Below are 13,926 nucleotides of genomic sequence, written 5' to 3'. Positions count from 1 at the left end.
GATTGCGTGCAATGCTTCTTCCATGCCGCCCGTTGCGCTCGACGACTTCGTCTGCTTCGCGATGTACACCGCGTCGCACGCGACCACGCAGGCGTACCGCGAGGTGCTGAAGCCGTGGTCGCTGACGTATCCGCAGTACCTCGCAATGGTCGTGCTCGCCACCGGCGAGCGGACGGTGAGCTCGCTCGGCGAGGAGCTGCACCTCGACTCGGGGACGCTCTCGCCCCTCTTGCGCCGGCTCGAGGCGCGCGGACTCGTCGACCGTCGCCGCGACCCGGGCGACGAGCGGGTGGTGCGGGTCAGCCTGACCGAGGAGGGGCGGTCGGTCTACGCCGACGTCGTCGCGGCAGCGGGATGCCTCGTACCCGGCTTCGTCGACAGCGGTCGCAGCGTGCCCGAGCTCCTGGCGCAGCTGCACGCGATCACCGCCAATATGCGGGCGCTCGCCGGCGAGCTTCGCGCCGCTTCCTGACGCGCGTCGCCGCGGCATCCGTCATCTCTTCATCCCCTACGAAAGGACACTCATGGACGCCCTCTACACCGCAGAAGCCCTCGCCACCGGCGGAGGACGCAACGGTCACGTGCGCACGGCCGACGGCATTCTCGACACCGAGGTGCGGGTGCCCAAGGAGCTCGGCGGAGCCGGCGGCGCCCCGAACCCCGAGCTGCTGTTCGCCGCCGGGTATGCGGCGTGCTTCCACAGCGCGCTGCAGAGCGTCGCGCGCGCGCAGAAGGTGTCGGTCGAGGGATCGAGCGTCGGGTCGCGCGTGCAGCTCGGCTCGAACGGCAACGGCGGGTTTCAGCTCGCGGTGCTGCTCGAGGTGAACATCCCGGGGGTCGACGGCGATGTCGCGCAGCAGCTGGCCGATGCCGCCCACGAGGTGTGCCCGTACTCGAACGCGACGCGCGGGAACATCGAGGTGACGGTCTCGGTCGTCGACGACTGAGGGGTCGCGGCGCCCCCGGGCTGGGACGGCCAGGGTTCCAGAAGAAGGGTTGAGCCCGGTGTCGTCGCTGAGGAGCACACTAGGCACATGACACCGTCGCCCAGGCGTGTGCAGGGCACCTACTACACGCTCATGCTCGGCAACACGCTTGCCGCGTCGTTCATCTGGGGCATCAACACCCTGTTCCTCCTCGACGCCGGATTGAGCAACCTGGAGGCGTTCGCGGCCAACGCGTTCTTCACGGCGGGCATGCTGATCTTCGAGATCCCCACCGGAGTCGTGGCCGACACCCTCGGCCGCCGAGCGTCGTACCTTCTCGGGACCCTAACGCTCGCGATCACCACCGCGCTCTACTGGTGGCTCTGGGTGATGGAGTCGCCGTTCTGGGCGTGGGCCGTGGTGTCGATGCTGCTGGGGCTGGGATTCACGTTCTTCTCGGGGGCGGTCGACGCATGGCTCGTCGATGCGCTCCGCGCGACCGGGTACACCGGGAGCCTCGAGACGGTGTTCGGACGCGCGCAGATCGTCGGCGGAGTCGCGATGCTCTCGGGTTCGGTGCTCGGCGGAGTGATCGCGCAGCTGACCGACCTCGGAGTGCCGTTCCTCGTGCGCGGCGGAATCCTCGTGGTGATGCTCGTCGTCGCCGCCCTGCTCATGCGTGACCTCGGCTTCACGCCCGATCGCAGCGAGGGACCGCTGCGCGCGACGCGAACGGTGTTCCGCGCGTCGGTGACGTACGGGCTCGGAAACCCGCCGGTACGTTGGCTGATGCTCGCGAGCCCGTTCGCCGCCGGCGTCGGCATGTACGTGTTCTACGCACTGCAGCCGTACCTGCTCGAACTCTGGGGTGACGAAGAGGCGTACTCGATCGCAGGCTTGGCCGCCGCCCTCATCGCCGGCTCATCGATCGTCGGCGGCGCACTCGCTCCCTGGGTGCGGCGACTGTTCCGACGCCGCACCACCGTCATCCTCATCGCGACCGTGGGGAGCATCTTCGTTCTCGTCGTCCTCGGCCTCGTGCAGAACTTCTGGGTCGCGGTCGTCCTGCTCGCCGCCTGGGGAATCGTCTCGGCCATCGACGACCCCGTGCGCCGCGCCTACCTCAACGACATGATCCCGTCGCAGCAGCGGGCGACGGTGCTGTCGTTCGACTCGCTCCTCGGTTCGGGCGGCGGTGTGGTGTGGCAGCCGGTGCTCGGGCGGGCGGCCGACATCGGCGGATACGGGCAGTCGCTGCTGTGGAGCGGAGTGATCAGCGCCGTCGCGGTGCCCTTCGTGCTTCTCAGTCGCGCTCAGAAGGATCCGGCGGACGAGGTGACGTCGGTGAGCGGGGGGACGGATGTCGTGTCGGATGCCGAACCGGACCCGTCGCTCGACGTGACGTGACGTGGCGGGTGAGTGCTATCGCGGGAGCGTGAGGATCTCGGGCTCGCCGTCGGTGATGGCGATCGTGTGCTCGGTGTGCGCGGTGCGGCAGCCGGTGGCACTGCGGAGCGTCCAGCCGTCGGGATCGGTGATCAGAACGTCGGTGTCGCGCATCACCCAGGGCTCCAGGGCGAGGAGGAGTCCCGGTCGCAGCTTGTAGCCCCGCCCCGGGCGGCCGATGTTCGGCACGTGCGGGTCGCCGTGCATGGTGGTGCCGATGCCGTGGCCGCCGAACTCGGTGTTCACGAGGTACCCGGCATCGGTGAGCACGGTGCCGATCGCGTGGGAGATGTCGCCGATGCGGTTGCCCGAACGGGCGACCTCGATGCCGGCGGCGAGCGCGCGCTGGGTGACGGCGATGAGGGCGGCGTCTTCGGGGCTTGCGGGGGTTTCGGGCCCGACGATGAAACTGATCGCGGCGTCGGCGGCGATGCCGTCCTTCAGCACGGCGAGGTCGAGGGTGAGGAGGTCTCCGGGCTGCAGGGCGTAGTCATGCGGCATCCCGTGGAGAACGGCGTCATTGACGGCCGTGCAGATGTAGTGACCGAACGGACCGTTGCCGAAGGATGGCGCGTAGTCGACGTAGCACGATTGCGCGCCCGCCTTCACGATGAGCTGCCGCGCCCACTCGTCGATCTCGAGGAGGTTCACGCCGACGGTCACGCGCTCGCGCAGTTCCTGCAGCGTCGCCCCCACGATGGCGCCCGCAGACCGTGCGTGCTCGAGTTGGCGGGCGTTGAGGATCTCGATCATGGGGCGCCTTCGGGGGTCTCGGGGGCGGGCAAGTCGGGCGGTATAAGAATACCGGGCCGATAATACCGCTAGGCTGGCCGGCATGATGGTGCGCCTGCCCCACACGCCCGAGACCCTCGCGCGGGGCCGACGAGTCGGCACCTTCCTCCGTGAGGCCCGGGGCGGTCGCTCGATCGTCGATGTCGCCGCGTGCGCGGGTATCTCCGCGGAGACGCTCCGCAAGATCGAGACGGGGCGCCTCCCCACCCCCTCGTTCGAGACGGTGGCGGCGGTCGCCGCCGCGCTGCACCTGTCGCTGGACGACATCGCCGATCACGCTCGCGGTGAGGACGTCGCGCTTTCGGCGTGAGGACTGCGAGACCCCCGCGATAGCGCAAGGCCGGAGACGACGGCGGCGACCGCGGCGATGCCCGCGGCACCGAGGAACAGCCACGAGAACCCGCTGGTGAGCGCTTCGGACGCCCCGGCCCCGCTCTCGAGCACCGCTTCCGTGCGAAGCGCGGCCAGCGTGCCGAGCACCGCGAGGCCCAGGGCGCCGCCGATCTGCTGACTGGTGTTGACCAAGCCTCCGGCGAGGCCGGATTCGCCGTCCTCGACGCCGTCGACCGCCAGCTGGGTCGCGGTGACGAAGGCGCCGCCCATTCCGACTCCGATGAGGATGCTGGGCCCGAGGATGTCGGTGACGAACCCGGCATCGGCGGGCGCGAACGACAGCCAGACGAGACCGGCCGCGAGGATGGCCAGCGAGCCGATCAGGGTCGCCGGAAGGCGGAACCGCGCCACGACAGCGGGCACGATCCCCGCCGCCACGACGAGGGCGCCTGCCAACGGCAGCTGCGTGAGTCCCGCCGTTAGAGCGTCGTACCCGAGGACGGCCTGCATGAACACCGACAGCGCGAAGAACAGCGACACCATTGCCGCACCGATGAGGAGCATGACGACGTTGCCGACGGTCAGACTGCGGTTGCGGAACACCGTGAGCGGGATGAGAGGCTCAACCGCCCGCCGTTCGATCAGGACGAACGCGACGCCGAGGACCGCGGCGGCGATGGCCAGGCCGACCGTGATGACGTGGAAGACGCCGACCTGCTCGATGGCGCTCAATGCGCCGACGGCGGCGAGCAGGGCGCCGGTGATGGTGGCGGCTCCGGGCACGTCGAGCCGCCGTCGCTCGGCCGGGGCGTCCCTCACGATCAGCAGCGGAACAGCCACGAGCACGACGGCGCCGACAGGGACGTTGATGAAGAACACCGACTGCCATCCGAGGGTCGCCGTCAGCACACCACCCAGCAGCACCCCGACAGCCGAGCCGATGCCGGCCACGCCGCCCCAGACACCCAAGGCCTTGGACCGGTCGGCCGGGTCGACGAACAGGCGCATCAGCAGAGCCAGCGCAGCGGGAGCGAGAAGCGCGGCCGAGGCGCCCTGCAGAGCACGTGCGGTCAGCAGCATCCCGTCTGTGAACGAGAACCCGGCCAGCGCCGAGGCGGCGACGAATCCGGCGGTGCCGACGAGGAAGACTCGCCGGTGCCCCCACCGGTCGCCGAGGCGCCCGCCGAGCAGCAGCAGGCCACCGAAGGCGAGCACGTACGCGGTGATGACCCAGGCGAGCGCGACGGTGTCCATTCCGAGCTCGGCGCCGAGGACCGGCAGGGCGATGTTGACGATGGAGGCGTCGAGGACGACAAGGAACTGCGCGAGGGCGAGGACGCCCAGGGCAAACCAGCGGCGGGCGCCGGCCGGGTTCGATGCCGGTGCGGCCGTCTTCCCGGTCGCGGGGAGCCGCGGTGCGGTGCTGGCGGGCGATGCGGTCATGATGATTCCTTTCGAAGATGAGGGAAGGAGGCGGTGAGCGAGTGAGTAGTCACTCACTCTTATGGATAAAGAAAAAGGGTCCCCCGCGGGCGGCGTTCACCGCGGGTGACTCATGCCCTTCAGAAGCAGGCGGGCCCAGTCGGCGGTGACGCCCTCGAGCCGGGCGGTCACGATCAGGTGGCAGAGCTGGCCGTAGGCCACGAAGCGCTGCACGTCCTCGTCGGTTCCGGCCGACCGGGCGCGGGCGAAGTCGACGACCCGTGCGAGTCCGGCTCGCAACGCGTCGCCGATCTCGGGAATCTCGGCAACCGACTGGGCGTGCACCTGAAGCATCAGCAGCGCGCTGTCGTCGATGAGGGCCGCGTACGCATCCCCCATCGCCTCGAGCACATCGGCGGGAAGGGGCGACTCCGAGGCATCCGCCCCCGCTGCCAGCGCAGCGATGATCCGATCGAAGCACTCGTCGAGCGCGGCCACGAACAGCGACTCTTTGCGCGGGTACAGCTTGAAGGCGTACGCCGGGGAGATCTTCGCCTCCCGGGCGACATCGGCCACCGTCGTGCGGTGATAACCGCCACGACCGAACTCTCGCAGCGCCGCCGCCGCCACGAGGGGACGACGGGAGTCGGCGGTCGAGAGGATCATGCGGGGCGTCATGAGAGTGACTGTACACTCACTCTGCCGTGAAGACGAAACGGGGCGATCGCGCCCCCACGCGATCGCCCCGTCCGACTGTGCGCCGAGGCTACAGAAGGAGCTCGCTGAGCGGCCCGACGAGGTACCGCAGCGAGTACGCCTCCCAAACCGCGCCGATCACGAGGAGGACCAGTGCCGGCAGCGCCAGAAGACCGATCCGCTGCAGACCTCGAACGTAGCCCTGCCGCCGGTTCTTCGCCCCCACCGTGCGGGGGAAGAGCCAGTGCTTGCCCAGAAGGTACGCACCGAGGACGAGCATCAGGTAGGCCTGGAGCTCGATGATCACCGTGAGGGCGTGCGGGATCTGGGCGACCCATCCCACCGGAGTGGTCGGGACGAGCGTGATGCCGGTCTGGAGCGCCCAGTATCCGAAGAACGCCAGTCCGGCGAAAGGCACGATGAGGGAAGGCAGGACGATGGTGAACAGGCTCAGCCGGACCACGTTCACCCCGAAGATCACGAGGCCGAACAGCACCGGGTTCATGAACACCCTGGCCACCAGGTCGGCGTCACCGCTCTCTTCGAGCGCGGCGATACGCGCCTCGTTGAGCTCGGGGAAGATCAGGCCGATCACGAAGCCGATCAGGACGAGTCCGTAGGTGGCGAGGTTGAGAAGAAGGTACACGCGGGCGTTCTCGCGGATGAGCCGAAAGGGACGCCGCCACAGTGGCACGCGTGCCGTCGGGACGGGAGTGGTCGATGTGGAGGTCATGCATCCATCGCACACGGTGCGGAGCTTTTCGTGCAGTGGCGTCATGTCACGACGAAAGGTGACACCACGTCACTACCGGCGCCCGCCCCACACGACGACGCTGGCACGGTGACCAGACTTCGCAGCACACTTCTGAGCGGCCTCATCGCCATATCGGCGGTCGTCTTCCTCGCCTACATTGGTCTGTACTTCTTCGATTTCGGTCTCTTCGTGACCCTCCCCGAGGGCATCACGCGGATCTTCATCGAGAACCCCTTCCTGATGTACGTGGCCCTCGCCCTCCTCGTCGCGGCGATGATCGCCAAGATCCGCACCGACCGCGCGATGAGGCGAGACCGCAGCGGGGAGCAGAACTGATCCGAGACGCCACGCAGTATCCCCCCATCGATGCCCGCATGCGGCGAGTGTCGATGCTCAGCGCGATCGCCGCGATCGCGCCGATCAGCATCATCGGCGTGGTGTTCACCGCCCGGTCGTGGTGGGAGGGCCTGACGATGATGTTCGGCTATCTGCTCGCCCTCGGTGTGCTGAGGGCCTGGAGCCTGGACGGCTACCCTCGCCACGCGATCTTCGCCCTGGCGTTCACCGCGGCGACCTGGACCGCCGACTCGCTGCGGGGCACGACCTTCATCGGATTCGTCCCCCTCGCGCTCGTCGGGGGCATGCTCCTCATGCGAACCGGGCGCTGGAGGATCTGGGTCGGATTCTTCGCGGTCGGCGTCGCAGCGATCGGCGCCAGCGCTTTCGCGTTCCGTCCCCCGACATGGACTCTCTTCGCCTCTTACGTCGTCGTCCCGCTCATCGGCACGCTGTTCGTCTTCGGCGTCATCCTCACCAGTGAGCAGGCGTGGCTCATCGCTCGACGGTTGGACCGCGCGAAGCAGATCGAGGCCGATCTCGCCGTGGCCCGCGAGCGCGTGCGCTTCGCCGGCGATCTGCACGACATCCAGGGCCATTCCCTCCACGTGATCAAACTCAAGGCAGCGCTGGCGAGGAAGGTGATGCGGACCGACCCGGATCGTGCGGATGCCGAGCTCGGCGAGATCCGTCGGATCGCCGACGAGACGATCACGCAGACCCAGTCGCTGGCCTACGCGCACCACGAGCTGAACCTCGTGGCCGAGCTCGAGAACGCCAAACGCCTGTGCCAGGCTGCGGGCTTGTCGGTGGAGGCGCGCTTCGACGGGGACCCCGGCGCCGCCACGCACCCGCTCTTGGCCCAGGTTCTGCGCGAGGCGACGACGAACCTGCTCCGCCACGCCCACCCGACCAGCGTGTCGATCACGGCGTCCCCGGTCGCCGTGGAGGTGGCCAACGACGGGCTCGGCGACGGTCTCGAGGACGGGGCGGAGATGAGCCTCCGGGGCCTGGCGCGCCTGCGCGCGCGAGTGGAGGCCGCAGACGGCACCCTCGACATCACGCGCACGCCGGAACGATTCGTCGTGACGGCGCGCATTCCGGCGGATTCCCCCGAGCGAATGAAGGAGATGACGTGACGACCGACGTCGAGCCCGTCCGCATCGTACTGGCCGATGACGAACGTCTTCTGCGCGGCGCACTCGCCGCGCTGCTTCCCCTCGACGGCACCATCGAGGTCGTCGCGCAAGCCGACAACGGCGCCGATGCCGTCACCGCGACACGGCGGCACAGCCCCGATGTCGTGGTCATCGACCTGGAGATGCCCGAATTGGACGGCCTCGAGGCTGTCCGCGTGATCCTGGCGGAGCGGCCCGAACAGCGGGTGCTGATGCTCACCCGGCATGCGCGGCCGGGGGTGCTGCGACGCGCACTGGGACTCGGGATCGTCGGCTTCATGAGCAAAGGCGCAGATCCCGAAGAGATCGCCGAGGTGATCCACAAACTCCACGCGGGAGGGCGATGGATCGCACACGACGTGCTCGAGGCGTCCGTCGTGGATGACTCGCCCTTGACCGACCGGGAGGCCGACGCCCTCCGCGAGACCCGCGAGGGCTACTCGGTCAGGGACATCGCACGACGACTGCACCTGGCGCCCGGCACGGTGCGCAACTACCTCTCGAGCGCGATGCAGAAGACCGGCGCCACCACCCGGCACGACGCCGCGAGGGCCGCCCGCGACCGCGGCTGGCTGTGAGGGCGGGGCGGGCACCGCCGTTAGATCAGCGCGGGGGAGCTTCAGCTGGGCGCGCAGGCGCCGAACGGGAACGCGAGGTGGTGCGCACGAACGCCGGGAGGAGGGCGCGAACCGAACCGACCCGAAGCGACGACCACCACACGCCCGCGCCATAGGCGAGATCGTCCAGCCGCTTGGCGATCGCGAAGCGGAGCGGATCAAGGCGCGGCCGCAGCCGCAGGTACTCCCACGCGGCATCGGCCACGGCTGCTACGACCACCGCCCGGCGAAGGCGGCGGGAGAAGACCACCCCCACGGCTGCGAGCGGCCACCAGTGCCGCACGAGAAGGGCGATGCCCTGTGCAGCGGTCGACACGAGAGCGCTGCCGACGAGCTTCATCGCGACGCGATACGGCCGTCGTACGTGACTGACGCGGCGGGCGATCCGCCACGTCACGAACCCCGCGGTGCCGACGATGACCGGCAGTGACCACCTCCGTTGCGCAAGGGCCGCACCCAGAACGACGGCGCTCCACGGCGCGAGCACCACGGGAGCGATGTTGGCGGGGTGGCGGGCCGCGAGCGGCTGAGCGCCGGTGCCGTAGAAGAACTTCCGCCCCAACCACCGCATCGCGCGCGCCCGATGCTCATGGTGGACGACGGCCGCCGGTTCGAAGCGCACCCGGTGCCCGGCGGCATGAAGCCGCCAGACGAGATCGACATCCTCGCCCGCGTTCGTCGTTTCGTCGAAGCCGTCACCGAGCAGCTCGACCCTGCCCACGACACACGTCGTCGGCACCCACGCCACCCGCGTCCGCGGCACGACGGGCGCGCTCTCCTGACCGAGATCCAGCGATGATCGCGCATCTTCGTATCGCGTGATCCACGTGGGCGCTCCCTCCGTCATCCCGCCGACCCGCGGCGCAGCCAACGCCAAGCGCGGGTCGGCGAAATGCCGCAGCAGGAGGGAGAAGCAGGCGGCATCCACCATGACATCGGTGTCGACGAACGCCACGAACTCGGTCTCCGTCGCTCGCATCCCTGAGTTGCGCGCCGCCGACACGCCGAGATTCTGCGGGTGCACGATCAGCCGGGCACCGTGCGCGCCCGCAGCGCGTGCGACCGCCCCCGCATCATCCGAACCGTCGTCGACGACGATCACCTCGGCGACCTCGGCGGGAATGGTGCCCAGCAGCCGCGCGAGAAGGCGCGCCCGGTCCTTCGTCGGGATCACCACGGTCAATCGGTCGAGCCCGATCTCCGCCAGCGCGTCCGGCACCGGGTGGGCCAAGCCCGCGTCGAGGAGATACTCCGCGAGGGCGCGGGAGGCGGCATCGCGGACCACCACGGTGCCGGCCGACGCGATCGCGCGGGCTCGAGGCGTCAACCGCACCACCCGGGCGCTCGTGCCGCCGATGAGCACCTCACCGTCGTCGACGACCCGCGTCTGCCGCCCCATCCTGACGGTGAAACCGTCCGGAAGCCGGGATGACGACGCGCGACCGCGCTCGTCGATCACCGTCGCACCGCCTCCCACGCCGCATCGCCCATGGCCTCGAGGAGGTGGGCGCCCTCCTCAGCCGATGCCCCGGTCGGGTCGCCGAGCACGCCGTTCGGCGACACCGCCGCGACGCCGCGCTCGCGCAGCAGTGGGAAGATCTCGTCCAGCGGGCGAGTCTCGCCCGGCGCCTGTCGCTCGACTCGGACGCTCTGCGGTGACAGGTGAAGAAGGATCGAGGTCTCGGTGCGGCCGGCGTGCGCATCCGACCCCGGCACCCCGCATCCCACGGAACGGACATCCCGCCCCTCAGCTCTCAGCATGGCCACCGCCTCCGAGAGAGCCTCGACGTTTCCGCCATGCCCGTTGACGAACACGATGCGCTCAGCCCAGCGGCCGGCCGAGCGGCCGATCTCGACGACGACGGTCCGCATCGCGGCCGTGCCGATCGAGATCGTGCCTGCGAAGTCCTCGTGCTCGCCGCTTGCGCCGTAGGACAGCACCGGGGCCACCACAGCGGCGACACCCTGCGATCCCCACCGATCCGCGAGGTCGTCGGCGACCGCCTCCGCGATCAAGGCGTCGACGGCGAGCGGAAGATGCGGACCGTGCTGCTCGGTCGATCCGAGGGGGACGATCAGGATGCCGCTCGCCGACTCCCACGTGTGCGACGCGAGGCGGGAGGGCGAGGGGACGAGCGGCTGCGGCATCCCGCCATCATTTCGCGCCGGCGGGGATCTCGCCGTCGATCGTGGCGTCCTTCGGCGAAACCACCGGCTTCTGCGACGGCCGCCCCGCAGGCGCGTCGGCTGCGCCCTCGGCGCCCAGAGTACGGGTGAAGCCGGCGGGGATCCACAGATCGTCCGGACTGAGCTCGGTGATCGAGCGGTGGCCGAGTCCGAGCACGGCGGAGTCGAGCCCCATCCGCAGCAGATCGAGCACGTTCTCCACACCGGCCTGGCCGTTCGCGGCCAGACCCCAGAGGTAGGCGCGGCCGATCATGACGGCGCGCGCACCGAGCGCAAGTGCCTTCGCGACATCGCCGCCGCGCCGGACACCGCCGTCCAGGAGGACCTCCACCTGATCACCGACCGCCTCGGCGATCGCCGGAAGGCAGCGGATGGTCGCCGGCGTCGTGTCGAGGTTGTTGCCGCCGTGGTTGGACACCGAGATCGCGTGAGCTCCGATGTCGACGGCGCGCTTGGCGTCGTCGACCCGTGTGATCCCCTTGAGCATGAAGGGGCCGCCCCACTCCTCGCGAAGCCACGCCACGTCGTCCCATGAGGGCGGGGGCGTCTGCATCCATTCGTAGTAGGCGCCGAAGAACGTCGGGGCCGCGCCGTCGGGTGGCTGGAGATTCGGGGCGGTGAGATCGGGGAGACCCTCGCGAAGGAAACGGAGTGTCCATCCCGGTCTGCGGATCGCCTCCGGTGCCATCTGGATCATCGCGTTCAGGTCGAGCTTCTCGGGGATGGTCGGGCTCCCCCAGTCGCGGCCGACGGAGAACGACCAGTCGAGCGTCGCGATGAGCGCCTTCGCACCGGCATCCCTCGCTCGATCCATCCGTTGGATCATCGACTCTTTCGAGCCCGTCCAGTACAGCTGGTAGAAGGTGTTGCCGTTGGCGGCGACCACCTCCTCGACCGGCTTGCTGGCGAACGAGCTCAGCCCCATGATCGTGCCGCGCGCCGCCGCTGCCCGCGCCACGGCGAGCTCGCCGGCGGGATCGACGGCCTGCACGCCCGTCGGCGAGATCAGCACGGGAATCGAGATCGGGATGCCGAGCACCGTCGTCGACAGGTCGCGCTCCGCCTGATGCCCCGCCACGTGCGGAGCGAACTGCAGTTCAGCGAACGCGTCCTGGTTGTCTCGGGGGGTGCGGCCGCGCTCCGACCCCGCCACGAGCGCGGCGTACACCGACGGCGGGAGACGCTTGCGCGCCCGCCGCTGCGCTTCCAAGACGGTCTCGAACCACGGGTTCTGCCGCCAGGGCCAAAGGTTCTTCACGTCGAGCATCATGGGACTCCTCTGCTGTGCCTCGTAGGGACGCGGGTCACGTGCCCGCGAAGATCTGTGAGATGGCCGGTGCGACATCCCGATGGCCATGGATGACGCGGCACACGCCCCGTCCTTTCGCAGCCAGCTCGCGGCCGAGCTCGAGATCCTTCTCGCCGGTCGCATCCAGCAGCACGTCCAGTCGCGGGAGTCGAGCCGCGAGCGGGCGGGGATCGGGGCCGGCGTTGTGGACGCAGTCCGAGAGCAGGAGCACGCGGGCGTCCCGCGCGGGGACCCGGGCGAGCTGCTGTCGAGCGAGCTCCAGCGGGAAGGCGAGGTTCGTCAGGCCCCGTGCCGGGATTCGCAGGATCTGGTCGAGCAGGGTCATCGGCCGCACGACATCGCCGAGCTTGAGCAGAATGGCCGCATCCGACCAGAACGCGATCACCCCGAGCGCATCGGCGTGCAGCTCTGACGACACCGCGCCCACGGTGGCTGCAGCGGTCTTGATCCGCTCACCCCGCATCGATCCCGAGACGTCGACGAGGAGGACGACCGATCGCGTCGTGCGCATCCGCTCCCGCACCACGATGTCTTCATCCTCGGGTACAGGCCGCTCGGCCAGCACCTCGATCGTCTGGTCGAGGTCGATCTCGTCGGACGCGCCGCGGTAGGGCGTGCTGAGCAGGTCGCCGATGCCGCGACGGGTCGTGACATCGCGACGGGCACGACGCACCGACAGGCGCCCGGCGATCTGCCGAGCGATCACCCGCACCGCCGGATCCAGCGTCGCCTCGTCGACGGGTGCAGGCACCAGGACGGCCTCCTCATCGGTCTCCCCCGGGGCGGTGGCCCCGCGCTGCGGCCGCACCGCGGAGCGGCGCGACCCGCCGGCACGGAGGGCCGTCCCCCCTCTGATCGTGACGTCGAACACCGTCGGCGGTTCGTCGAGGTGCTTCGGAGTCCGCTTCAGGGGCGCACCCCGCACCTTCGTCGTGCGGCGGCGCCCGGAGCGGACCGGTGAGTCAGCGGCCACTTCTCTTCACCCGGGCGCGGCCTGGCGCGGTTCGAGCACGAAGCGGTCCTCCCAGATCTCCCGCAGCACCGCCTCCGGCGTCGTCTCCACAGCCTCATCCAGATGGATGCGGCCCGACAGCGCCACCACCATGGCGTCGTACATCAGCTCGGGGTACTCCGCGGCCCCCGGTTCGGTGTGTCCGCGGAGGGCCGCGAGACGGAGGGCGACCAGGGTGGTGTCGATCGCACCTCGGACGCTCGAGCCCTGACGAACGTCGGGATGCTCGCGAGTGGCCCGCGTCACGGCGACCGCATCCACCACCGCGCGTTCGGCGAGGAGTCCGCGCGCGCCGGTGCGGAGGGAGACGATCCGCTCCTCCTCCTCAGCGCTCTGGTAGTCCACCGCGAGCCGGTTGAGGCGGTCGTGCACGCTCGTGGAGAGGCGCGTGGTCCCCACGTTGTCGTAGGGGTTCATCGACGCGATGACCCGGAAGGTCGGCAATGCGTCGATGCGCCCCACCCGTGGCACCGTGATCGACCGATCGGCCATCGCTGTCAGGAGCGTGTTGAGGGTGTCTTCCGGGGCACGGTTGAACTCCTCGATGTAGAGGAACCCTCCGCGCTGCATGGCCTCCAGCAGCGGCCCGGGGACGAAGTTCTCGGGCGAATAGTCCTCCCGGAGCACGCGGGCGGGGTTGTGATGACCGACGAGCTTCGCCGGTGTGAGGTCGGCGTTGCCCTCCACGAAGAGCAGCGGAATGCCCCACTCGTCGGTGATCGCCCGGAGAATCGTGGTCTTGCTCGTACCCGGGGGACCTTCCAGCACGATGTCGCGGCCCGCGGCGACGGCCGCGAGCGTGAGCTCCAGTTCACGCTCGCGGCCGACGAGGTGCGCGGCGATCTTCGCACGGTTCTGGCGGAGGGTGTCCGCATTCTCCACGTCGGACAGTGCGTCGATCGTCACGTCGTTCTCTCT

At 69.7% G+C, this 13,926-nt stretch carries 16 protein-coding genes; 7 read left to right on the top strand and 9 right to left on the bottom strand.

The annotated features are described in order from the left end of the window. Nucleotides 1–22: 22 nt before the first annotated feature. From FBY40_RS05370 to FBY40_RS05360, 3 genes are all read left to right on the top strand, one after another. Complete coding sequence (locus FBY40_RS05370; RefSeq protein ID WP_141936999.1) at nt 23–472, top strand: MarR family winged helix-turn-helix transcriptional regulator; 450 nt, start codon at nt 23–25, stop codon at nt 470–472. Nucleotides 473–524: 52 nt separating this feature from the next. Next, complete coding sequence (locus tag FBY40_RS05365; protein ID WP_141936997.1) at nt 525–947, top strand: organic hydroperoxide resistance protein; 423 nt, start codon at nt 525–527, stop codon at nt 945–947. 87 nt (nt 948–1,034) lie between these two features. Then, entirely contained in the window at nt 1,035–2,333 is a 1,299-nt protein-coding gene (locus tag FBY40_RS05360) for an MFS transporter (RefSeq protein WP_141936996.1), read from the top strand. A gap of 15 nt (nt 2,334–2,348) precedes the next feature. On the opposite strand, the gene map is transcribed toward FBY40_RS05360, so the two are convergent. Then, a complete protein-coding gene (map, locus tag FBY40_RS05355) occupies nt 2,349–3,125 on the bottom strand; it encodes a type I methionyl aminopeptidase (RefSeq protein WP_141936995.1) in 777 nt (258 codons plus the stop codon). A gap of 82 nt (nt 3,126–3,207) precedes the next feature. Here map and FBY40_RS05350 point away from each other — a divergent pair, with 82 nt between their 5' ends. Further along, the gene (locus FBY40_RS05350) at nt 3,208–3,474 is read left to right on the top strand and encodes a helix-turn-helix domain-containing protein (protein WP_442922853.1); all 267 of its coding nucleotides are present in this window, start codon (nt 3,208–3,210) and stop codon (nt 3,472–3,474) included. Here FBY40_RS05350 and FBY40_RS05345 read toward each other — a convergent pair. The 3 genes from FBY40_RS05345 to FBY40_RS05335 form a co-directional block, all read right to left on the bottom strand. Continuing rightward, nucleotides 3,438–4,940 carry an MFS transporter gene (locus FBY40_RS05345; RefSeq protein WP_141936993.1) on the bottom strand — a complete coding sequence of 501 codons (1,503 nt, stop codon included), beginning with the start codon at nt 4,938–4,940 and terminating at the stop codon, nt 3,438–3,440. The genes FBY40_RS05350 and FBY40_RS05345 overlap by 37 nt on opposite strands. A 96-nt stretch (nt 4,941–5,036) precedes the next feature. Next, complete coding sequence (locus tag FBY40_RS05340; RefSeq protein ID WP_141936992.1) at nt 5,037–5,597, bottom strand: TetR/AcrR family transcriptional regulator; 561 nt, start codon at nt 5,595–5,597, stop codon at nt 5,037–5,039. An 88-nt stretch (nt 5,598–5,685) separates the two neighbouring features. Continuing rightward, on the bottom strand, nt 5,686–6,348 hold the full coding sequence (locus FBY40_RS05335) for a stage II sporulation protein M (RefSeq protein ID WP_141936990.1): 663 nt from the start codon (nt 6,346–6,348) through the stop codon (nt 5,686–5,688). Between the two features lie 108 nt (nt 6,349–6,456). Here FBY40_RS05335 and FBY40_RS05330 point away from each other — a divergent pair, with 108 nt between their 5' ends. The 3 genes from FBY40_RS05330 to FBY40_RS05320 are packed head-to-tail and all read left to right on the top strand — an operon-like array spanning nt 6,457 to nt 8,461. After that, nucleotides 6,457–6,705 carry a hypothetical protein gene (locus FBY40_RS05330; RefSeq protein ID WP_141936988.1) on the top strand — a complete coding sequence of 83 codons (249 nt, stop codon included), beginning with the start codon at nt 6,457–6,459 and terminating at the stop codon, nt 6,703–6,705. Between the two features lie 53 nt (nt 6,706–6,758). Then, entirely contained in the window at nt 6,759–7,844 is a 1,086-nt protein-coding gene (locus tag FBY40_RS05325; protein ID WP_160141349.1) for a sensor histidine kinase, read from the top strand. Continuing rightward, nucleotides 7,841–8,461 (top strand): response regulator, encoded by a 621-nt coding sequence (locus FBY40_RS05320; protein WP_235014594.1) that lies wholly within the window; start codon nt 7,841–7,843, stop codon nt 8,459–8,461. The genes FBY40_RS05325 and FBY40_RS05320 overlap by 4 nt, the downstream gene beginning before the upstream one ends. Before the next feature lie 25 nt (nt 8,462–8,486). On the opposite strand, the gene mftF is transcribed toward FBY40_RS05320, so the two are convergent. The 5 genes from mftF to FBY40_RS05295 are packed head-to-tail and all read right to left on the bottom strand — an operon-like array spanning nt 8,487 to nt 13,914. Next, nucleotides 8,487–9,959, bottom strand: a complete 1,473-nt coding sequence (mftF, locus tag FBY40_RS05315) for a mycofactocin biosynthesis glycosyltransferase MftF (protein WP_200829929.1) — start codon at nt 9,957–9,959, stop codon at nt 8,487–8,489. Then, nucleotides 9,956–10,648 carry a mycofactocin biosynthesis peptidyl-dipeptidase MftE gene (gene mftE, locus FBY40_RS05310; protein ID WP_141936985.1) on the bottom strand — a complete coding sequence of 231 codons (693 nt, stop codon included), beginning with the start codon at nt 10,646–10,648 and terminating at the stop codon, nt 9,956–9,958. The genes mftF and mftE overlap by 4 nt, the downstream gene beginning before the upstream one ends. Before the next feature lie 7 nt (nt 10,649–10,655). After that, nucleotides 10,656–11,957 (bottom strand): pre-mycofactocin synthase MftD, encoded by a 1,302-nt coding sequence (mftD, locus tag FBY40_RS05305; RefSeq protein ID WP_235014592.1) that lies wholly within the window; start codon nt 11,955–11,957, stop codon nt 10,656–10,658. A 34-nt stretch (nt 11,958–11,991) separates the two neighbouring features. Next, entirely contained in the window at nt 11,992–12,969 is a 978-nt protein-coding gene (locus FBY40_RS05300; protein WP_200829928.1) for a vWA domain-containing protein, read from the bottom strand. A 6-nt stretch (nt 12,970–12,975) separates the two neighbouring features. Then, nucleotides 12,976–13,914, bottom strand: a complete 939-nt coding sequence (locus tag FBY40_RS05295) for an AAA family ATPase (RefSeq protein WP_200829927.1) — start codon at nt 13,912–13,914, stop codon at nt 12,976–12,978. Between the last annotated feature and the right edge of the window lie 12 nt (nt 13,915–13,926).

Source organism: Microbacterium sp. SLBN-154, from assembly GCF_006715565.1.
Classification (GTDB): Bacteria; Actinomycetota; Actinomycetes; order Actinomycetales; family Microbacteriaceae; genus Microbacterium.
This window is presented reverse-complemented; position numbering and strand designations above follow the sequence as displayed.